The following is a 22,023-nucleotide window of genomic DNA, read 5'->3' as shown; positions in this document are numbered from 1 at the left end:
AATTGCTGTTCTATACCGGGCATCCTGTGAATAAACAAATTATCGGAATAACAAATAACAGCAAAATGAAAGCTTATCAATATCTCATTGTATTAACCTTAGGTGTTTTATCATTCAGTTCCTGCAGCAAGAAAGAAGGGCCTGCACCCGACCAACAACTGACAGGCAATCTGCAGCTGAAGTTTGATCATATCGTGGGCGACAAAAAGCTGCAACTCGGTAGTGGCGAATATACCAATGCAGCCAGCGAATTGTTTACAGTTGATCTATTGAAGTATTACGTCAGTAATGTCAAAATCAGCACAGCCGACGGACGTACTTACACCGTGCCCCAAGAAAAGAGCTATTTCCTCATCGACGCGTCGGTTGCCGAAAGCCAGTTTGTGAATCTTGAGGTACCGGAAGGTGACTATACCCAATTGACGTTCCTATTGGGGGTAGATAGCCTACGCAGTACCATGCCCGTAGAAGACCGAACGGGAGTGCTTGACCCTGCCGGCGATCATAACGGCGGTGGCATGTACTGGTCGTGGAACAGCGGTTATATATTCTTTAAAATGGAAGGCAGTTCCCCGGCGGTTGACCTTGAAGGCGACCCCACCGGACAACACCGATACCGCTATCATATCGGTGGATTTGGCGGTTATGATGCGCCGACTTTGAATAATATCAAGACGGTATCGCTCGATCTGAAACACGCAGGCACCGCCAATGTCCGGCAGAGACTCAGTAGCAATATCCACCTTTTCGTTGATCTCGCGAAGGTTTTCAACGGAAGTACAACCGTTAGCCTAGCCGAAAATCCAACTGTGATGTTTGGTGATTACAGCGCCCTCATTGCCAATAACTATCAGGCTATGTTTTCGCATGACCATACACACAATTTTGAACCGTTGAATGGCACACATGAATAGTCGATTAACAGGTAGGCCATTCGCTATGCTTTGCCTGGTGCTCGCCTGTGCTGTAGCTTGTAACAAGGCTGCTGACGTTGCTCCTGATTGGTTTAGCGGGTTTAAAAAACCTGCCAACTTTCCCGAACCGGTATACGACTTGAATGCTAACCCAATCAATCAGGCAGGTTTCGAACTGGGAAGGAAGTTATTCCACGATCCGTTGTTATCGCGTAATAACACCATCTCGTGTGCGAGTTGTCACATTCAGTCGTCCGCGTTTACCCATCACGGTCATGACGTAAGTCACGGAATAGATGACAAACTGGGTACCCGGAATGCACCGCCGATCATGAATCTGGCCTGGAACAAAAATTTCTTTTGGGATGGCGGGGTGTTCCACTTGGATATGCTGGCTATCGCCCCCATTGAAAATCCGGTGGAAATGGATGAGTCGGTCGTCAATGTATTGGCTAAACTCCGCAAGCATACACTGTACCCCCGGTTGTTCGAAAAGGCATTCGGCAGTCCGGAAATCAGCACCGCAAATTTCCTGAAAGCGTTATCGCAGTTTATGCTGATGGCGGTGAGCAGCAATGCAAAATACGATAAAGTCATGCGTGGTGAAGATCACACAACCTTCACTGCCGATGAGCAGGCAGGTTATGCCGTCTATCAGCAACATTGCGCAAGTTGTCATGCGGAACCATTGTTTACCGACCAGTCGTTCCGGGACAACGGACTGGGGCCGAATCCCATTAATGATCAGGGACGGTATATGATTACGCTTAACGGCGCGGATAGCTATACATTTAAGGTACCCAGTCTGCGGAACCTGAAATATACCGCACCGTATATGCACGATGGCAGACTGCTTACATTAGAGGCCGTAATTGCGCACTATCGCCGCGAAGTGCGGGAGACCCCCAACCTTGATCCGCTGTTGCGAAATCCCGACGGGACACGGGGTATTGTACTTTCCGAAGCAGAAAAGACGGACCTCCTCGCTTTTTTGCAAACCCTTAATGACGAAAAATTCGTAACCGATCCCCTTTTGGGGATCGGAAATTAAAAATTATTATCATGAAACATATCATTATCACGTTCTTACTTTGCCTGGCAGCGTTGCGCCCTGCTCTTGCGTGCGATATCTGCGGATGTGGCGTAGGCACATACTATCTTGGCATTCTGCCCGACTTCAACAAGCGGTTCGTGGGGCTACGTTATCAACACCGGCCGCTCACAACGCATCTGGGTCCATCAGGAAACCGGACGCCCCTTACGGCTGACGAAAGCTATCAAAGTTACGAACTCTGGGGAGCCTGGAATTTTGGCACCCGCTGGCGGGCAATGGCTATTATCCCTTATAATTTCAATCGCCGGGAAATACCTGGAGGCGGGGAGGCAGGCGAGAAAAGTGGCTTGGGCGATGTGGCATTAATGGGCTATTACAAAGTATTTGAACAGCTAACAGGCACTTCAGACAATAAAATCTTAATCCACTCCCTTTGGGCGGGCATTGGAATAAAAACACCTACGGGACGGTACGATAACAGTGAACGGACCAATACTTCACAGGATTCGCCTAACAATTTTCAGCTGGGTACCGCCAGCACCGATTTCATGGCTAACCTGGCCTATGATATCCGGTTAATGGACCTGGGGTTGAATGTAAATGCGAGCTACAAAATCAACACAGAAAACAACTATGCATATCGTTACGGCAACAAACTCACCGCAAACGCCCTCTTCTATTACAAGTTTAATATTCAGAATCGTCTACGCATTGCGCCCAATGCGGGAATTATGTATGAAACACAGGAAAAAGACGAGACACAGAAACGCTATCCGGTTGCACAATCCGGTGGATATGCAACTACCGGCATTATCGGCCTGGAACTGAATGCCGGCAGACTATCTCTCGGTGCGAACCATCAATTGCTGCTTGACCAGCATTTGGCCGATGGCCGGGCTATCGCCGGAAACCGGTGGATGGCACATGCATCGTTTGCATTCTGATTCCGCCTCGCCGGCGTAATCACAAGGAAGTGCGCCAAATCCGGTGACGGATTACAATCGCTTACACTGTACACCCCGCTTTATCCCAATGGGTGTACAGTGTTTTTTGACTGGCTTATAGCCAGTCTTGTCAATCTATTTCCGCATAGATTTATCTTATTTCCATATTCACTATCGAAGCGTCCAAAAAATGACATCCCATAAACGCACATTTTTGCAATAGTTAATGAATATGCCGATCTTTGTCATTAATCATAGGGATTTAAATTAGAAATCATGGTTACCGTAACAGAAAAGGCTAAAGCACGCATTTTGGATATCATGCGCAATGAAAACTACGACGATTCCTACTTCGTACGCGTAGCAGTGGAGAGCGGTGGCTGTTCGGGCTTAAGCTATAAGCTTCATTTTGACAATGAGGAAAAAAAGGGCGATCAGTTATTCGAAGACAAAGGCATTAGTATTTGCTTGGATATCAAATCCTATCTGTATCTCGCCGGCACCGAGCTCGATTATTCAGACGGACTGACGGGTAAGGGATTTGAATTCCATAATCCCAATGCGTCGCGTACGTGTGCCTGTGGCGAGAGCTTTGCCGTATAATGTGTAACTCCACTCCCCTACCTTATTTTCCTATCGGGAAGTCTATGTTGATTTATTTCAGTGCAAACAGATCATCGACGCCCAGTAGCCTGCGACAGGTATATCCTTCGGCATAACGGGCACCGATATATTTACCGTATTCCCTGGCACGGGCTTCGATATACTCCATAAAATCCGGCCGGGAAATGTAGGTTTCCGGCTCATCTACATGATATCCGGCATGATGAAACTGTGACTTATACGCCTGTATTGCCTGGATTTTCTGCTGCCAGTATTCACTTACGTCAACAGCAATATCCGGTTTGATATAGCGGTCCTGAATCAGCTGAAGTAGCAAGCCCGGACGATGGGGTGCTTGTGGCTGCCCGTTGTCTTCCTCCGTTTCCACTTTCCGCAGACCAGCCAAGAACGTGGCATCGTTAACGAGGTCGCCAGCCCGCCCATGATCCGGATGCCGATCATGCAGCGCATTGGTAATTATAATCTCCGGGCGGTATCGGCGTATTGCGCGGACTACCTCCAGCTGGTGCTGTTCGTCATTGCTAAAAAAACCATCACGCATGCCTAGGTTCTCGCGGGCATGCAAGCCAAGTATCCTGCCCGCAGCAGAGGCTTCCTCCGCCCGCATTTCTGGTGTGCCGCGGGTACCGAGTTCGCCGCGGGTCAGATCGACAATGCCGACCTTATGGCCCATAGCCACGTGTTTCAGGATGGTACCGCCACAGCCCAATTCGGCATCATCTGGATGTACGGTGATAACCAATATAGCTAGTTTGGGATGAATCTCACTCATGTATGTGTGCTTAAGTATTACGTTACCGTGCGCAAAGATACGATAACCGGATTAAAAATACCGGGATGATGGGTGTTCCAGGCTGCGGATGATGTTTTCTATTTCATACTCCTCGTCCACATTGTATTTACTTTTAAGGTTATGTCCAAATACCCTCGCGATTGACTGGTAAAAGAAGGCGGTAAATCCGCCCCGTAATTCACGCACTACCTCGTAGCTGGAGTTGCCCGTCTGCCGGTCAATCAATTTGATCAGAATTTCGCCCTGTGAAATAGTCATTTTTTTCACTTCCCGATTGAACATATCTTTAATTTCCTTTTCGCACGCTTTCACCAGCAGCTTCTGCTCACGCCTGCTGCTGGTCATCGCCAGATCACGATAAAGTTGTTCATACCGCCGCTGCGCATAACGGGCATAGGGTAATACTTTGATGACATTATAACGCAAACGCATGTAACGTGCCTTATCTTCAGGACTTCTAAAAATACGTTTCCGCACCACCTGTACCTCCGGGATCCGCATCCAGGGCATCGGCTCGCCATCGGTCACCGTAGTGCGTACCAACTGGCTACCCGACTGCACGGCTGAATCTGCAGCAGCGGTGTCCTGGGCCACCGCATCGATACTGCACAGCAGTCCGCCACAAAAAATCAACAAAGCAGACAGATTCATGGGAACCCTTGTTTTAAAATCACCGACAAATTCCGTATATTTATCTGAATTAAACGGACTCAGCAAAATGCAGTCCAATAAATACGGCTATACAAATATAGGAATTGTACGTTATAAAAAGATAAGGCGATCTGTATGAAAGAATTGGTGATTGATTTAGAAGCAGAGAGTAAAGAAATCCGCAAGCGGTACCGGGCATTGTTGCGCGCCTGCAAACCTACGCTGCAACGGGGTGACAAACAGATGATCCGTCGGGCCTTTGACATGGCGCTGGAAAGCCATAAAGATATGCGCCGTAAATCGGGCGAACCATATATTTATCACCCGATCGCCGTCGCACAGATTGCCGCTGAGGAGATTGGGCTAGGCACCACATCCATCGTATGCGCGCTGCTGCATGATGTGGTGGAGGACACCGACATTACACTCGAAGACATTGAACGGGAATTTGGCAAAAAGGTGACGCGGATCATTGACGGACTGACAAAGATATCAGGAATATTTGACCCTAACAGTTCCATGCAGGCCGAAAACTTCCGGAAGATGCTACTTACGCTTGCAGACGACGTCCGGGTAATCCTGATCAAACTGGCAGACCGCCTCCACAACATGCGTACGATGGATTTCATGCCCCGGGATAAGCAGTTGAAGATTGCATCAGAAACTTCCTATCTGTATGCTCCCCTGGCCCACCGGCTGGGTCTGTATGCGATCAAATCCGAGTTGGAAGACCTGTCCATGAAATATACGGATCCGGATACCTATAAGTTCATTGCAAGAAAACTGAATGAAAAAAAGGCCGAGCGGGAGCGATTTGTCCATAATTTCATTGAGCCGATTAAGGAAATTCTGCACGAACAGGGAATCAAAGCACAGGTATTCGGACGTCCTAAATCCATCTTTTCCATATGGAATAAAATGCGTAAAAAATCAATTCCCTTTGAGGAAGTGTATGATTTGTTCGCAATCCGGGTAATCATTGATTCCGAGCAGGAGAACGAAAAGGCTGACTGCTGGAAAGCGTACTCCATTGTTACCGATTTATACCGACCTAATCCCGATCGCCTACGCGATTGGATTTCTTCACCCAAAGCCAACGGTTACGAGTCACTGCACACGACCGTGATGGGACCCAAAGGTCAGTGGGTAGAGGTGCAGATTCGCACCGTCCGGATGAATGAAATCGCGGAAAAAGGGTTTGCTGCACACTGGAAATATAAAGAATCCAACTCGGATAGCGGATTGGATCAATGGATACAGAAGGTCCGGGAAATTTTAAGCAATCCGGAGCCTAATGCGATGGATTTTCTCGACGATTTCAAGATGAACCTGTTTTCGGACGAGATTTTTATCTTTACGCCGAAAGGCGCGCTTATTCAGCTACCGCACGATGCTACGGCACTTGATTTTGCCTTTGAAATTCACTCGGACCTCGGCGCCAGCTGTATTGGTGCCAAAGTCAACCACAAGCTGGTCCCCCTGAGCCACCGGCTGCAGAACGGCGATCAAGTGGAGATTATTACTTCGAGCAAGCAAACGCCCAAAGAAGACTGGCTGAATTTTGTCGTAACAGCGAAGGCAAAATCCAAGATCAAATCGGCACTCAAAGAAGAAAAACGACGAATAGCTGAAGATGGAAAGGAGATCCTCGAGCGCAAACTCAAGTCGCTGAAGATCACCTACAACACCGAAAACATCAATAAATTGACGATGTATTTCAAGTTTCATTCTTCACAGGATCTGTTTTATAATGTGGCGAAGGGTGAGATCGACATCCGGAACCTCAAGGAGTTTGCACTAAATGAAAAAAGTGTAGAGCAACAGAATGGCCAACAATTCAACTCACATATTGGCGGGTTAGTAGATAAAATCAATAAAAAAGACTATGAAACACTGCTGATCGGCGACGATCTACAGAAAATCGACTACACGTTATCGCCTTGTTGCAATCCGATACCCGGTGATGATGTTTTTGGTTTTATCACGGTTAATGAAGGAATTAAAATACATCGGACCAACTGTCCCAATGCCGCGAAATTGATGGCCAATTACGGATACCGCATCGTAAAGGCCAAATGGACATCGCAGAAGGAATTAGCCTTCCTTACCGGGCTGCACATTGTTGGGATTGACGACGTAGGTCTTGTTAACAAGATCACCAAGGTGATCTCGGATGACTTCAGGGTAAATATCCGATCCATCACCATCTCAAGCAACGATGGTATTTTCGAGGGTTCGATTATGATTTTCGTCAATGATACCGCCCATCTCGAAAACCTAATCAAACACCTCAAGCAGATCAAAGGTATTACCGGTATTACACGGTTTGACTCAGTCAATTAAGTAATCGGTACTCTGTGGCCCGTGATTAAATAGCAGGTCTACTATACTGAGATTAGCTATGAAGCCGAATTTGCCCTCGAACACTTGGTAGTAAGGCTCCGTCACATTGTGCAACGGTGTTTTCTTGGGATGGATTGTTTGCCGTAGATCAATGGCCGGTGGATAATCTTCCCGATAGCTTTGTGTATAACCGATTTCCCGATCTATTTTCAATAAGGCAAGCAACAGGTTCAACTGGGCTTCATGATAGTCAAAAAGATAGTCAAAACGCTTGTTATAGAAAACCGAAAAGTCATCTTCGTAATATTCAAAATAAGCGGAACTACGGTATGCTGTCTGTAGGCTCATCCAATGTAACCGCTGCCAATCCGCCTCATAACTAATTTTAACATCCTTCATCTGTGTATGGCCGTTACTCCCCTTTTGTACCGGCAAAATTAGGTCAAGCTTCCCATTGGCGGAGTAAATCGACGTGCGTGTTCGGTAGGTTTGCTTGGGATAGTGCTCGTATCTTTCCAGTAGAATGGGTTTTGCAGTCTTAACGATAGCGCTGAAGTAAGCGATTGGAGGTAAATAAAATACAGGTAAAATGAGCTGATTGTCCATGCGCGGCAATAAATCTATGCAAAAGCAACTTTATCTAAGTTTGTGCTGCAAAAATAACTTAAATTGAGGATATTTGCAGCCATACGCACGATCATTAGCCGTAATGCGAAAGTCTTCCTTACTATCTTTCTTCATTAACCTGCTGGCAATGTTGCCTTTTTGGGCGCTCTATTTTTTATCTGACGTACTTTTTGTCGTGCTGTATTATATTATCCGGTACCGGAAAAACGTGGTATTTGAAAACCTACGGAATGCGTTTCCCGAAAAATCCGCGGAGGAACGACGTATCATCGCGCGCCAATTTTTCCGCTTTCTGCCCGACCTCATTGTAGAGGCAATAAAAATGAGCCGGATATCGGAGAAGGAGGTAAAAAAAAGAATGGTTATTCACCAAATAGAAGAACTGGAACGCCACTTTGCAGCGGGCCGGCCTATTGTTGGAGTAACCGCTCATTATGCCAATTGGGAGCTTGGGATTCATCGACTTAGTCTACTGACAGAAAATCCGGTATTGATCATATACAAACCGTTGAAAAACCAGGCATTTGACACGCTGTATAATGCGATTCGAAGCCGGTTCGGCGCTTTAATGGTGCCGATGAAACAGACACTTCGGCAGATTGTGGCTTACCGCGATAAACCCCATATTAGTATCTTTGTAGCTGACCAGACTCCGCAATACCGCGACTCCGATTATTTCATCCCCTTCCTTAACCAGAACACACTGGTTTACACGGGCGCTGAACGGATCGCAAAGATGACGGATGCCGCTGTTGTATTTTGTCATATTGACCGGATCCGTCGGGGATATTACCAATGCACGTTTACTACTCTCGTGGAGAATCCAGCCAGTGTAGATGCACATGGGATCACGGATATACACACTCGATTTACAGAAGATATCATTCGTCGGAAACCAGCTCTATGGCTTTGGTCACATCGACGGTGGAAAAGGAAACCGCGCACATGAAACAGCAACCTAAAGTAGCCGTCGTGATCCTCAATTGGAATGGCCGGTTTTTCCTTGAGAAATTCCTACCATATGTTTATAACAGCACCTATCCCAATATCGAGTTTGTTGTAGGCGATAATGCCTCAAGTGATGACTCCGTTGCTTTCGTCCGTGCCGATTATCCGACAATCCGCGTTATCACCAACCAGCAGAACCTGGGGTTTGCTGGTGGGTACAATGAGGTACTCAAACAGGTAGATGCGGACTATTTTGTATTACTGAATTCTGATGTGGAAGTTACTCCTGACTGGATACAGCCAGTCATTGAACTACTGGAAAGCCAACCGGATATGGCTGCAGCCCAACCCAAAATCCGCTCGCTCCATCAACGCGACCATTTTGAACATGCGGGAGCTGCCGGCGGATATCTGGATAGCTACGGTTTCCCTTTTTGCCGCGGCCGGATCTTACACGCTATTGAACAAGACAATGGCCAGTACGACGATACCCGGGAGGTATTCTGGGTGTCTGGTGCTGCGCTTTTCATCAAACGTACGTGTTGGGAGGCTGTAGGGGGGTTTGATGATGATTTTTTTGCTCATATGGAGGAAGTAGACTTAGCCTGGCGGCTTAAACTTATGGGATACCGCATGGGGTATTGTCCGAAATCGGTTGTTTTCCATGTGGGAGGGGGTACACTAAGTGCCAGTAACCCGCAGAAGACGTTTCTTAATTTCCGTAATAGCCTGTTGCTGTTGCAAAAAAACCTGCCGTTTTTCAAGGCTGCATGGACCATCTTTGCGCGGATGTGGATTGACCTGGTAGCGCTTTTTCACTTCATGTCATTGGGAAAATTCAGCGATGCCTGGGCCATTAGTCGAGCACATCAGCAATTCTTTGCCAACTTTGCAAAAACAGCAAAGAAAAGAAAAAAATACGCCACAGTATTTCAGGATACCGGACATTACCGCGGCAGCGTTGTGTGGGCCTTTTATGTCCACGGCAAAACCATGTTCAGTAAATTGAACCCCAAACGGTTTCTGTAACATAGAAACTACATAGCAACTTTTTAATTATTAAGTTGTTATTTAGCGTATAAACCAATTGATAGCTTTATGAAACATAGGATCACACTTTTTTTTGTAATGCTGGTTACAGGGATGTCTACCGGCCGGTCGCAGCCATCCGAGAATATCCTCGCAGGAGCCTGGCATCACCAGGAAGGAGACAAACAGCAAATAGCGGTGTTTGTAGATGGCTTTTTGTCTCATAGCATTTTTGATGTTAAAAATAAGCAATTTATATCCACAAGGGGCGGCACCTACACCGCCGATGGCAACCAGCTTACGGTTACGTGGCAATATGACACCGAAAAAGCGACCAGCGGTGTGGACGCAGAAGCCTGGATAGGCCAATCGACCGCATTTAACTACACAGCGGACAACATGCTCACCACTAATCTGTCGGGCACGCAGGCGACCTGGAAGCGTATCGATAGCAATGAAGGAGCGATGGCCGGTGTGTGGCGTATTACCGGCCGGAAACAGGGTGGCGACATGGGACAGATGCCCCTGCGTGACAGGCGGACGTTAAAGATCATGAGCGGTACCCGATTCCAGTGGGTAGCCATTAATGTAAAGACAGGTGAATTCTCGGGTACGGGCGGCGGCACATACACCTTTCAGGGCGGCAGATATACCGAACACATCGACTTTTTCTCGCGTGATAACAACCGCGTTGGTGCCTCGCTATCCTTTGATGGAAAAATTGAAAATGGGCAATGGCATCATTCCGGACTCAGCTCCACGGGCAATCCAATTTATGAAATATGGAGCAAGCTGGAAGAGTAATCGATGACAGACAAAGCTGATTAGCGGATAGACGGAAACCGCGATCAGCAAGTAGATAGTGCGCCAATCACTAATAATAATTTCGTATTTTCGTCCCCATGTCACCAGCAGAAGCAGCGGAGCGTGTTATCGCATTGACCGCGGAACTGAACGAATATAATTATCAATACTACGTATTGGCGAACCCCTCCATTTCAGATTATGATTTCGATCAGAAACTTAAGGAACTGGAGAATTTGGAGCGGTTATTCCCGCAATTCCTTGACCCTGACTCCCCCACGCAGAAAGTAGGCGGTGACATTACACAGCGGTTCACTACGGTCCGTCACCGATGGCCTATGCTTTCGCTCAGCAACACCTACAGTGAGCAGGAGCTTCGTGATTTCGATGTACGGGTACGCAAAGCTATCGGTGATGACTTTGAATATGTGTGCGAATTGAAATTTGACGGCTTATCCATCAGTCTCACCTATGAGAACGGCCTGCTTAAACGGGCGGTTACCCGGGGCGATGGCGTGCAGGGCGACGACGTTACTACCAACGTTCGTACCATCAAAAAAATACCGAATCGCTTGCGAACAAATGGATATCCCGAACTATTTGAAATACGAGGTGAAATTTTTATGCACCGTCCGGCATTCCGCCGATTGAATAATGAGCGCATTGAAAATGGAGAAATGGCTTACGCCAATCCCCGCAATTTTGCCGCGGGCACGATCAAGCTACAGGATTCCTCCGAAGTTGCCCGGCGCCCGCTGGATTGCTTTCTCTATTTTTTGTATAGCGATAACCGCAGCAGACTCTTCAATAATCATTGGGAAAGCCTCATGGCGGTAAAATCCTGGGGATTCCATGTATGCGAGCATACTGCCTTATGTTCGTCAATCGACGAGGTACTGGCATTTATAACCAAGTGGGACAAGGAGCGTCACGAGCTGAGCTACGATATCGACGGCATCGTCATTAAAGTAAATGACTATGGCCAGCAGGAAGAGTTGGGCTTTACGGCCAAATCGCCGCGTTGGGCTATCTCCTATAAATACAAAGCGGAACAAGTGGAAACGATTTTCCAGTCCATCAGTTACCAAGTGGGCCGAACGGGTGCTGTGACTCCTGTGGCTAACCTAGAACCGGTATTATTGGCTGGCACCACCGTAAAACGTGCCAGTCTGCATAATGCTAATGAGATTGCACGACTGGATCTGCGCCAAGGTGATACTGTTTTTGTAGAAAAAGGAGGCGAAATTATCCCCAAAGTAATGGGTGTCAATATGCTGAAACGTAACCCAGACACCCACCCCATCGTATACCCATCCAATTGCCCGGAATGTGACACTCCACTTATCCGTAAAGAAGGAGAAGCGGTACATTATTGTCCTAATGAGGAGGGCTGTCCACCACAGATTGTCGGCCGCATGCAGCATTTTATTGGTCGTAAGGCGATGGACATCGAAGGCATGGGCGACGAAACTATCGAAACATTTTACCGGCACGGGCTGCTCCGTAATATCACCGATATTTATAGGCTGAAGAATCAACAGGAAGTGCTGATCGGACTGGAACGTTTTGGCCAGAAGTCCATTGACAATATGTTGGCGGGCATTGAAAAATCCAAGGAAAAACCTTTTGAAAAAGTGCTTTTCGCACTTGGTATACGCTACGTTGGCGAAACGGTTGCCCGGAAACTTGCTACCCACTTCAAAGATATAGACACCCTTGCTGCCGCATCCAAGACAGCAATCGAATCCGTCCATGAAATCGGCGAACGGATCTCCGAGAGTGTACTGGAGTATTTTGCCAGCACAACACACCGGGAGCAGCTGGAGCAACTCAAGCAATATGGACTACAGCTGGCCGTTGTGGAGCAAAAGGTGGAGCGGTTAGGCGACCAGTTGCAGGGAAAAACCTTTGTCATTTCCGGTGTGTTCGAACAATTCAGCCGGGAGGAACTTGCTACGCTGATCGAAGGCCATGGCGGTAAAATGCTGAGCAGCATATCGGCCAAATTAGATTACCTCGTCGCCGGAGACAAAATGGGACCTTCTAAACGGACCAAGGCGGAAAAATTAAACATTCCCATTATCTCAGATCAGGATTTGCTTGATTTGATTGCTTAAATCATACAATAAAATCATTTATTTGCACTAATTTTACCCGCCAGCATCTTTTCCAGCAGCAGGTTGCTTGCATGAAGGTGATAATTAGGGTCAACGACTTCATATAAAATACATTACAGGAAAATAAGGTATCATGGACGAGCTTAACGGCGCGGGAGTGGCTTTGATCACTCCATTTAATGCAGATGGAACAATTGACTTCGGCGGTTTGGAGAAATTGATTGATCATCAGATCAAGGGCGGGATGGATTACCTTGTTTCCCTGGGAACTACCGGTGAAACGGCTACGCTTTCGGAAACAGAGCGTAAATCTGTCTGGGATTTTACTGCACGGCATGCAGCCGGGCGTATTCCCCTTGTTGCGGGAATCGGAGGCAATAACACCGCCGAGATCGCACATCAGTTAACTACATTCGATACGACTGGTTATACAGCAATACTATCTGTAAGCCCTTATTATAATAAACCGACGCAAGAGGGCATTTATCAACATTATAAAGCGCTGTCCGCCGTAACTCCGCTCCCACTGATTATTTATAATATTCCGGGACGGACTGGCAGTAATATCAGTCCCGAAACCACCGTTAAGCTAGCCCGGGATTTTGATAATATTATAGCCACAAAAGATGCCTCAGGAAGTTTTGACCAGTTCAGCCGGATCATGCGGGACAAACCAAAAGAATTTCTACTGATCTCGGGGGATGACCCGATGACACTTCCCATGATGGCATTGGGGGCCGCTGGAATTATTTCCGTTGTGGCAAATGCGTTTCCCCGTGAAATTGCTGAATTGGCCCGGCTATGCAGCGCTGGCGATTACGCATCGGCACGAGTAATGCACAATAAACTCATCCGCATTACGGAACTGTGCTTTGTAGAGGGTAATCCTGCCGGCATAAAAAACATACTAACCCAGCTGGGCATCTGTGGCGGTACCGTCAGGTTACCACTGGTGGAAGTCAGTGACGCTACAAAAAAGGCGATCATCAGCGAGCTGGAACTGTTGCGTTAGGCCCTTACTTTTCTTTATTATCTTATTTTGCGGGCAGTTCCCGGATATGAATGTCACGATAAGATACTTGCGTACCATGTGCCTGAAGTTCAATTTGCTCGCTTGGAAAAATCGGCTGACTTCGGTCCCAGTAATTTTCCAGCACCACGTTGTCAGTCACCAGTATGCCGTTAAGGTATACCGTTACCCTGTCATCTATCATTTTAATATAGAACGTATTCCATTCTCCCAATGGATTATCGGCAACGGTAAGCGGCTTGCTTTCATGGGTCTGATTGTTGTACAGCCCGCCGGAACCAACCTGTGCACCGACATTAATCCGGGAAGTATCCCAAATCTGCACCTGAGGAGTGCCTCTTAGGTAAACTCCAGCATCACCATCCTTACCTTTTTTATCTAATTTCCAGTCGATTAACATTTCCAAATTACTGTATTGCTGTTCAGTTACTATATTATTTCCTGAACCACGGAAATGCAAAATCCCACCTTTCACGTACCAACCCGCATGCATCTGTTCATCTGCCCTTTGCTGTGCCGCGACCAATGCGGATTCACTCATGGTCCGCCGTTTAATTGGATCACCAACGAGGCCTTTCCATCCGGATAAGTTATCCTCCCCCAACAGCGATGTCCAACCAGCATCTTCGGGTAATTCAGCAAGGTGTTTACGGATGGCTGCGCGAAGGTAGCTGCTTTCGCTTCCTGAAAGAATTCCACTAACCTTATCCAATAGCCGGGTTACTTCCTTTCCGTAAAGGTTGCGGTTTTCCAGGGCAATATTCATGACTGTATTCGCCGCAGTTGATTTAAGCTGTTCGTCATCCAGAAAACGGCCGGCAAACAGCATAGCATTATATGTTTTATTCGCTTCAAGTGCACGCAAAATTCCTTCCTTTTGTTCGCTCGTCCGTGCTACTTCAAATGCATCACGGAGCAAAAGCACCTTTTGGGGTGCTGGGGCATCGGATATGCCAACTAATCGAACCAACCCTTTTACCACAGCATCCAGCTCGCCGGCATCCGTTACCCTGCGACTGAGATCGACCAAGTGGGGTAATGCTTCGACAGTTGTCCATGCGGCTAGCGCAAGAACGGCGGCATTCCGCAATTCGGGATCGCTGTTTTCTGTATTATCCAGTACCACAGCTAACGATTTGTTACCACCAATGCCCGACAAAACAGGAAAAAAGACAGCCTGCTGCGGAGCGTCTGCGGCATGCAACGCCGAAATCACTTGCTCGGTTAATTCGGCTTTGCTTTCACTCCGGTTGACCGCGATCGTTATCGCCTGTTGTACCGGCGACACTTCCTCACCGCCAGCACGGCTAAGCAGCTGTAATAAAACCTTCAAATCCTCTGGCCGCGCTAGCTGAGGCAGCGCGCTGAAAGCGGCTGCTTTTACTTCGGTCGGAGCATCACCCTGAATTCGAGCGATCACCGCAGGCATCGCCTCTCCTACGCCACGATGTGCCAGTAATTCCAATATGATGACCGCTGTTTCCGGCGACGGACTGGCAGCTAACACATCCATCAATAATTGCGGAAGCTGTTCGTTATCGGTCGTCATCAGTACCTCCTGGATGGATTGGCTGACCTCCCTTTCGCTCGTCGGAAGCAATCGCATCAACTCAGGGACGGCATTTTCGGCATCGAGCTGATAAAAGGCATTGATCGCGGCAATGCGAACCAATGGTGACGTACTTTGCAGCGCATGCTTTACCTCCGGCAATACCGATTGTTGCTTTTGTTTTCCTAAAAATCGCAACAGATCTACCTGTACCTCCTCATCCAATCCCGAAAATCCCCGGACAAGCTGTGCCGCATCCCCGTCGTTCAGCTGGGGAGCCAATATACGGAGTGCGCTATTCCGGTATACAATGTCGTCGTCTTTGGCAGCCCGAATCAAGGTTTTCTTCTGTTTGTCTGGATGAATGGCCGTGAGTAATGCCAACGCGGCTCCGCGGGTATGTGTCTGACCAGCCCGCTCCGCTCCCTTAAACACCCTAGACGCAATTTTAGCTGCCGTTGCCGCGTTCCCCTCAGCCTGCAACCGATGTGCGTAATTCAGGTAAGCGCCTGTCGCCTGCGTCGGCTCATAGGCATATGCGGCGTCCCGGGCGGCTTTCTCGAGTACAGCGCCGGACACATTGCTACCAAGCCGTGAAAGCGCAAAAAAAACCGTCCGACGCATCGCAGTATCCGGAAGACTAGCGTAGGCTATTATCGCGGATTCCGCGGGTTTATATGCCATAAACCCCAATGCATTGATCAGCTGTATTGCCTCAACACCTGTAGCACCGGCAAGCCCATCCAGTAATGCCCTACCTGCGGGTTCTGTGTCGATCCTAGCCAGTGCCCGGGCAGCCTTTTCACTGAGGTAAGGGTCGTTCAGGTAATCGCTTAGTGCCTCAATCGCGGTATCATCAGCTGCATTTTGCAATAACTGGATAAGATAGCCCCTGTTATCATTATCTTTTATTGTCTCCAGTGCCATCAGTGTGCCCTTGACAAAAGTTGCCCGTTGGGTCGATTTTCCAGGCTGCATGACGTAGTAGCTATAACTGTTTGTAGCGTATTCAATGGCTGCATTATTCCCTTGGCCGGGAGGACGCAGCCGTAACAGGAGATCTGCGATTTCCGAAGGTGAAAATGCTTCGAGCAGTGTCATGGATACCTTAAGCCCTGTCGAAGTTTCCGCTGGCTGTAATGCCAATACAGCGGCTATTTTGTCGCGGTTCCCCTGTTGGGGGTCCTGTGCATAGGCAAGCGTTTGCAATATGAGCAGGAACAGGAAAGTGTATATCGGTTTTAGCATAACAATCAAATCAACGTTTTCATTATCTTTATATCGACCACGGCCCGCGCATAGGTTGGTCCAGCAGTCTATTGGCGGCATCGTCATTTACGAACACCTGTTTCTGCGAATCGAACTTAAGCGATCTCCCCAGGCGGAGCGCTGTGAGCCCCATGTTGACGATGGTGCAGGAGCGATAGCCGTTTTCCTCGTTCAGGGCAAACCGTTGCCGCGTTTTTACCGCTTCAATAAAATCAGTCACCTGGGCTGCCGGTTCCGGAAAAGCCGCCAACCTGCGCTCCATATCAGGAATATCGGATTGAAATCCACGATATAGCTTTCCCTCCGGACCTTCAATATAGGGCATGCCAACATCCCGGCCTTCTCCGTCGAGTATGATTTTACAGCCATCGGCATAGGTGAATTCAATGCGCCTCCAGATACCAACCGCATCGCTATGCTGCTGTGGCGCATCCACCTCTACCGATATCGGACTTTCGTTATCCTTATTCAGGAAATATTGTACGGGATCGATGTAATGCTGTCCCATATCACCCAATCCTCCCCCGTCGTAATCCCAATATCCCCGGAATGTTGTATGCACACGGTGTGTACTGTATGGCTTGTAGGGTGCCGGACCAAGCCACATGTTGTAATCCAATTCGGGCGGTGCCTGCTCCACCGGGAGATTGTCCCGACCCACCCAGTAAAATTTCCAATCGAAGCCTGTATGCCTGCTTATTGTCACCTTTAATGGCCATCCGAGCATTCCGGAATCCACCAATTTCTTAATCTTCTTAACCGGCACATTCATCCCGTAAAAAATATCCTGAAACCGAAACCAGGTATTCAGACGAAAAATGTTGCCGTGTTGCCGGATGGCTTCAACAACGCGCTTGCCTTCGCCAATGGTACGGGTCATAGGCTTCTCGCACCAGATATCCTTCCCGCGACGGGCGGCTTCGGCAGCCATAATGCCGTGCCAGTGCGGCGGTGTGGCAATGTGGACAATATCTACCTCGGGCAGCTCAATCAGCTCGCGGTAATCTGCGAATTGCTTTACGGGATACCCGATCTGCTCCGCGGCAATTGCAAGGTGGCGTGTATCCACATCACAAATAGCCACCGTTCGTGCACCGGCGTAGCGCAGGTGGCCACGTCCCATTGCACCAACCCCGATCACGCCTTTGGTCAGCTGATCACTCGGCGCCAAAAAGCCCTGGCCACCCAAGACAAAACGGGGCACGATGGTGAACGCAGCAGCGCCGGTTAGTGATTGTTTGATGAATGTCCTGCGGGATTTATTATTTTCCGTCATAGGTACATATTTTAGGTAGTATTGGAAGTAAATTGGTCTTTCACTGCCTAAAATAGTAATATTCCCGTTACCATGCAAATCCAATAGTTAAGCAAACGATTGCTTAACCGGTCTCAGGGCCGCATCGTCGCTAAAAATGCCTGCCAGGCAATCCGATCCATCTCAAACGTGAGGGTTTCGGGATCTAACTGATGGATGCTCATCCAGCGAAAAACCTGATTAGGTTCGGTATCACTGTCGAAGTCAAAGGGATGTTTTCCGATACGGCAGTTCAGCCTGCCGTCGCTTCTTACCAAGTAATACACCCCAATAACCTGGCTGTCGTCGAATGCCGATTTCAGATAACGATCTGTTGTGTGAATATGTTGTATAACGTCAACCTCCAGCTGACACTCCTCCATAAATTCGCGCTGAAGTCCTTCAATCAAGCCTTCGCCAAATTCCAGCCCGCCACCTGGAAATTTGCTGAATTCGATTCCATACTCCCGTTCGTCGCTGATGAGTACCTCTTGTTTATCATTGAGCAAAATACCGTAAACCCGGACATTAAATCTGTTCATGAGCCATTTGATTGGTGCTAAAGGTAAGTCTTAAATGTGATTCGCGTCATTTTTTAACATATTCTTCATAACAGAAAGCGATTACAAGTCTATTTTACCTACCTTTGTAAGAAATTATGCAAGAGTTAAACCAACAGATACCCGAGGGATCACGCAAAGAGGTAATGGCTTATTTAGAGCCGTTTATGCTCAATGAGATGAGCGAATACCTGAAACCCGTTGAGGAGATGTGGCAACCGGCGGATTTTTTGCCAGACGCTTCGCGTGATACTTTTTTCCAAGAAGTAAAGGAATTACAGGAAAGTGCCAAGGAACTATCATATGATTTGGTAGCCGTACTTATTGGCGACACGATTACCGAAGAAGCCCTTCCTACGTATGAGTCGTGGCTTACTATGGTCAAAGATGTGGAAAAGCACGAGCAGGGCGGTTGGATGAAATGGGTGCGCGCATGGACAGCGGAAGAAAATCGGCATGGAGACTTACTGAATAAATACCTTTATCTTTCCGGTTGTGTTGACATGCGGCAGATGGAGATATCCACACAATACCTGCTGCAGGATGGCTTTGACATTGGCACAGGAAATGACCCTTACCGGAATTTCATCTATACTTCCTTCCAGGAATTGGCCACGAACGTCTCACATCGGCGTGTTGCCGGGTTTGCTAAACGAGACGGCGATAAACTTCTCGCAAAAATGTGCGGTGTAATTGCATCTGACGAGGCACGGCACGCCAAAGCCTATATGTCATTTATTTCCAAGGCACTTGAGGTGGATGCAAGTGAAGTGATGATCGCCTTCGAAGACATGATGCGCAAAAAGATTGTCATGCCCGCACACTTGCTCCGTGAAGCCGGACAGCCACAGGGTGAGGCGTTTGCTCACTTTTCTGACGCTGCTCAGCGGATCGGTGTCTATACAGCCGTCGATTACGTGGACATTCTGAAAGAATTGTTGCGGGAATGGAATATTGAATCGGTACGGGAACTCAATGAGGCTGGTGAACGCGCCCGGGATTACCTGATGCGCCTGCCCGATCGACTGCTCCGTCTGGCCGACCGCATGCGCATACCGGATAAACCTTACAGCTTCAGCTGGATACACGCCAGGTAATCCTTATCATTTGAGGCTTCCCGGTGCAGCGCGATACATCTGCGCATTTTCCAGCACGAGTACCCAGTCATTCCCATTTCCCAGTGTAGGCGCGGTGACTGTAAGTTGATCTTGCCGGTTCAGGTTGCCGATTAACTGTGCGTCGCCGTTACGTGGATTATACCACCAACCGGTGAGCTCACCCGCATTGCACCATCCCGTTCCGACAACCACCCGTTTACCTACCGGTAAGTATAACATCGCATATGTACCCGCTTCATCACGGTATGCCGTGATATACTCCCCGTCTGCTCCCTGCCCTTCCCTGATTATGCCTTGATCCGGCACACGCGTTAATGCTGGTCTCGAGAGCACCAGTTCCTTCAGGTAAACCATTTGGGAGGCCCCAGGCCTGTCCAACGCCGCAGTCCAATAGCGGTCTACATCCGTAACGGGTGCAACGCCCGGTTGGTAAAATTGCCAGATGGCATGATTACCATAAGTTACACCGGTCCCACCGGCAAATACCGATCGGTAGGCTTGTTTCCGCACATCATAATCGGTAAAATAACCGTTTTCCGCTTTCCAGTTGATGGCATGGTCTTCATAATTGGGTTCCGCATCCAAAATCGGAGTTGCCGGAATCCGGTTAAAATCACGCTGAATCATCTCCCAGACCGGCAGATCCCGTTTACGGTGTCCCGATTGCAGCGTATAAAAATCAAGCAGCTGCTCGTTTCCCCAGAATTTAGTAGAGGATGATTCGCCGGCCGGGTGATAGGTCACCAAAGCATCAGTCCCTCCTCCCTCGCGGATACCTTTCACCATCGCCCGCCATACCGGCCGGCAATCAACGGAGTCCGTCACGGCAGGACGGTCACCTCCAACCATCCAGATGACATTGGAGAAGCGTTTGTACCGTTCACCGAGAAAATAACCATAGCGGTATGCATTGACTTCATTGAATATTTCGGGACCCTGTCCCCACAGTTGGAGTACCTTGTCGCCCCAGGTAGGCAAAAGGCTGACATACATGCCCCGCTGTTGTGCCTGCGCAACGGCCCAGTCGACCAACTCAAAATAAGATGCATTGGGCCGCTCCGGATCCAGGTTTTCCAGTGGGAGATCCCCATAGCGATTGGGCGCACGCGGACCATCCATTTCTGCCAATATAACGGCCTGAATCACATTAAATCCTTTCGATTTCCGGTTATCCAAGTACCGGATAATTTCTTCCCTGGTAAGCCGGTGAAAAAGTTCCCAGGCCGTATCACCTAGCCAGAAAAAGGGAGCACCATCTTCATATTGTAAGTAACGCCCATTCCCCGATAAGGTAAGCGGACTGCACGGCCATTGCTGCTGTGCAACCGTTCGGAGGCAATGACTAAGAAGAAGCAACAAGAAGACCCCACATAACGCCCTAGCAATGGGTCGGCAGGAAGTCGGTGTATTATTAGCTTGACGCATAGCGATGAAATTACAGATTTGCCACTGACTTTACGGGCAGAAATACCTCAGCCATCATGCAGCGCGCGCTGCCGCCGCCATTTTCCTCAATCGTATCCAGTGATACATGGATAATCGGATTATAAGACTCCAATTGGGCTACCTGCTCGGGCAACAGTGCGCGGTAAGCACGAGAAGAAAGTACAAGATACGGTTTTCCCTGCCTGTTCCTCACCTGTAGCATATTACCCGCAAACTGCTGCATCTGGACGGGGGTAATCGGTATGATCGTTTTACCGATACCTTCCAGTTCTTCCCGTACCATTGCGCGCTCATGTTCCGGAATGCTTGCCAAATTAATGACTGCATAATGGTCGGCTATGCACAACAGCACATTCGTGTGGTATATCGGCCTTCCCGATGTATCAAACGATGAAAAAAAGACTGGCCTATAGCTCATTTGCTTGCAGAATTCCCCAAACACGGTGCCGTCTGTCCGCGGCGAACGGGCAGCAAAGGCAACGCGATTATCCCGGTCCAGAACAAAACTACCTGTCCCTTCCAAAAACCGGTCATTTTCCTCATAATGTGTATAATCGATAATTTGTCCGATGGCAAATCGCTGGCTAAGTGCATTAAAAACCGTCTCTTTGCGTTCAGATCGCCTATTCTGGGCAAACATGGGATAAAGCACCACTGTTCCATCGGGGTGGAATGAAATCCAGTTATTCGGGAATACGCTGTCCGGTGTATGCGGGATCTCTATGTCCTGTACCACCAGCACATCTATATCGTATTGCCGCAGCACTTCAACAAAATGATCAAATTCTGCTACTGCATCCACGTGTACCCTATACTGCGGTCCCTTTTGCTGAAACGCATTGTTAACCGCAGTCTGCGGATTATACTCGAAATGGGCCGGACGGATCATCAGAATCGTCATTTTCGTTT

General features: G+C 48.3%; 19 protein-coding genes. 11 read left to right on the top strand and 8 right to left on the bottom strand.

The features are described from left to right. Positions 1–65 precede the first annotated feature (65 nt). The 4 genes from ABWO75_RS01715 to ABWO75_RS01700 all read left to right on the top strand — a co-directional run bounded on the left by ABWO75_RS01715 (position 66) and on the right by ABWO75_RS01700 (position 3,515). Complete coding sequence (locus ABWO75_RS01715; protein WP_353181931.1) at positions 66–914, top strand: MbnP family protein; 849 nt, start codon at positions 66–68, stop codon at positions 912–914. Further along, positions 907–1,965: a cytochrome-c peroxidase gene (locus ABWO75_RS01710; protein ID WP_353181929.1), complete on the top strand. Its 1,059-nt coding sequence runs from the start codon at positions 907–909 to the stop codon at positions 1,963–1,965. Before ABWO75_RS01715 ends, ABWO75_RS01710 begins: the two co-directional genes overlap by 8 nt. An 11-nt stretch (positions 1,966–1,976) precedes the next feature. Continuing rightward, a complete protein-coding gene (locus tag ABWO75_RS01705; RefSeq protein ID WP_353181927.1) occupies positions 1,977–2,912 on the top strand; it encodes a transporter in 936 nt (311 codons plus the stop codon). Positions 2,913–3,188: 276 nt separating this feature from the next. Beyond that, the gene (locus tag ABWO75_RS01700) at positions 3,189–3,515 is read left to right on the top strand and encodes a HesB/IscA family protein (protein ID WP_353181925.1); all 327 of its coding nucleotides are present in this window, start codon (positions 3,189–3,191) and stop codon (positions 3,513–3,515) included. Between the two features lie 52 nt (positions 3,516–3,567). Here the strand turns inward: ABWO75_RS01700 and bshB1 are convergent, their stop codons facing one another. Further along, positions 3,568–4,308 (bottom strand): bacillithiol biosynthesis deacetylase BshB1, encoded by a 741-nt coding sequence (gene bshB1 / locus ABWO75_RS01695; RefSeq protein ID WP_353181923.1) that lies wholly within the window; start codon positions 4,306–4,308, stop codon positions 3,568–3,570. A gap of 51 nt (positions 4,309–4,359) precedes the next feature. Further along, entirely contained in the window at positions 4,360–4,980 is a 621-nt protein-coding gene (locus ABWO75_RS01690; protein ID WP_353181921.1) for a DUF4294 domain-containing protein, read from the bottom strand. A 135-nt stretch (positions 4,981–5,115) separates the two neighbouring features. Here ABWO75_RS01690 and ABWO75_RS01685 point away from each other — a divergent pair, with 135 nt between their 5' ends. Continuing rightward, positions 5,116–7,323, top strand: a complete 2,208-nt coding sequence (locus tag ABWO75_RS01685) for a RelA/SpoT family protein (RefSeq protein WP_353181919.1) — start codon at positions 5,116–5,118, stop codon at positions 7,321–7,323. On the opposite strand, the gene ABWO75_RS01680 is transcribed toward ABWO75_RS01685, so the two are convergent. Beyond that, positions 7,312–7,929, bottom strand: a complete 618-nt coding sequence (locus ABWO75_RS01680) for a WbqC family protein (protein ID WP_353181917.1) — start codon at positions 7,927–7,929, stop codon at positions 7,312–7,314. The two genes, ABWO75_RS01685 and ABWO75_RS01680, sit on opposite strands and share 12 nt — an antisense overlap. A gap of 103 nt (positions 7,930–8,032) precedes the next feature. On the opposite strand from ABWO75_RS01680, the gene ABWO75_RS01675 reads away from it, so the two are divergent. From ABWO75_RS01675 to dapA, 5 genes are all read left to right on the top strand, one after another. Then, positions 8,033–8,899: a lysophospholipid acyltransferase family protein gene (locus ABWO75_RS01675; RefSeq protein ID WP_353181915.1), complete on the top strand. Its 867-nt coding sequence runs from the start codon at positions 8,033–8,035 to the stop codon at positions 8,897–8,899. Then, on the top strand, positions 8,854–9,927 hold the full coding sequence (locus tag ABWO75_RS01670) for a glycosyltransferase family 2 protein (protein ID WP_353181913.1): 1,074 nt from the start codon (positions 8,854–8,856) through the stop codon (positions 9,925–9,927). Before ABWO75_RS01675 ends, ABWO75_RS01670 begins: the two co-directional genes overlap by 46 nt. A gap of 69 nt (positions 9,928–9,996) precedes the next feature. Next, positions 9,997–10,731 carry a hypothetical protein gene (locus ABWO75_RS01665; protein ID WP_353181911.1) on the top strand — a complete coding sequence of 245 codons (735 nt, stop codon included), beginning with the start codon at positions 9,997–9,999 and terminating at the stop codon, positions 10,729–10,731. Between the two features lie 98 nt (positions 10,732–10,829). After that, positions 10,830–12,848, top strand: a complete 2,019-nt coding sequence (ligA, locus tag ABWO75_RS01660; RefSeq protein ID WP_353181909.1) for an NAD-dependent DNA ligase LigA — start codon at positions 10,830–10,832, stop codon at positions 12,846–12,848. Positions 12,849–12,981: 133 nt separating this feature from the next. After that, positions 12,982–13,860: a 4-hydroxy-tetrahydrodipicolinate synthase gene (gene dapA / locus ABWO75_RS01655; RefSeq protein ID WP_353181907.1), complete on the top strand. Its 879-nt coding sequence runs from the start codon at positions 12,982–12,984 to the stop codon at positions 13,858–13,860. Between the two features lie 22 nt (positions 13,861–13,882). On the opposite strand, the gene ABWO75_RS01650 is transcribed toward dapA, so the two are convergent. The 3 genes from ABWO75_RS01650 to ABWO75_RS01640 form a co-directional block, all read right to left on the bottom strand. Further along, positions 13,883–16,675 (bottom strand): 3-keto-alpha-glucoside-1,2-lyase-like domain-containing protein, encoded by a 2,793-nt coding sequence (locus ABWO75_RS01650; RefSeq protein WP_353181905.1) that lies wholly within the window; start codon positions 16,673–16,675, stop codon positions 13,883–13,885. 28 nt (positions 16,676–16,703) lie between these two features. Next, complete coding sequence (locus ABWO75_RS01645) at positions 16,704–17,972, bottom strand: Gfo/Idh/MocA family oxidoreductase (protein WP_353181903.1); 1,269 nt, start codon at positions 17,970–17,972, stop codon at positions 16,704–16,706. Between the two features lie 113 nt (positions 17,973–18,085). Beyond that, positions 18,086–18,532 (bottom strand): NUDIX domain-containing protein, encoded by a 447-nt coding sequence (locus ABWO75_RS01640; protein WP_353181901.1) that lies wholly within the window; start codon positions 18,530–18,532, stop codon positions 18,086–18,088. 116 nt (positions 18,533–18,648) lie between these two features. Here ABWO75_RS01640 and ABWO75_RS01635 point away from each other — a divergent pair, with 116 nt between their 5' ends. Beyond that, positions 18,649–19,647 (top strand): acyl-ACP desaturase, encoded by a 999-nt coding sequence (locus ABWO75_RS01635; protein WP_353181899.1) that lies wholly within the window; start codon positions 18,649–18,651, stop codon positions 19,645–19,647. A gap of 6 nt (positions 19,648–19,653) precedes the next feature. On the opposite strand, the gene ABWO75_RS01630 is transcribed toward ABWO75_RS01635, so the two are convergent. Continuing rightward, positions 19,654–21,027, bottom strand: a complete 1,374-nt coding sequence (locus tag ABWO75_RS01630) for a glycoside hydrolase family 140 protein (RefSeq protein ID WP_353181897.1) — start codon at positions 21,025–21,027, stop codon at positions 19,654–19,656. A gap of 76 nt (positions 21,028–21,103) precedes the next feature. Beyond that, positions 21,104–22,015, bottom strand: coding sequence for a citrulline utilization hydrolase CtlX (gene ctlX / locus ABWO75_RS01625; RefSeq protein WP_353181895.1), 912 nt, complete (start codon positions 22,013–22,015; stop codon positions 21,104–21,106). Positions 22,016–22,023: the final 8 nt, after the last annotated feature.

Origin of the sequence: Parapedobacter lycopersici, assembly GCF_040395035.1 — a bacterium.
Taxonomy (GTDB): Bacteria; Bacteroidota; Bacteroidia; order Sphingobacteriales; family Sphingobacteriaceae; genus Parapedobacter; species Parapedobacter lycopersici_A.
The sequence above is the reverse complement of the archived record's forward strand: the minus strand, read 5'-3'. Positions and strand labels throughout refer to the sequence as shown.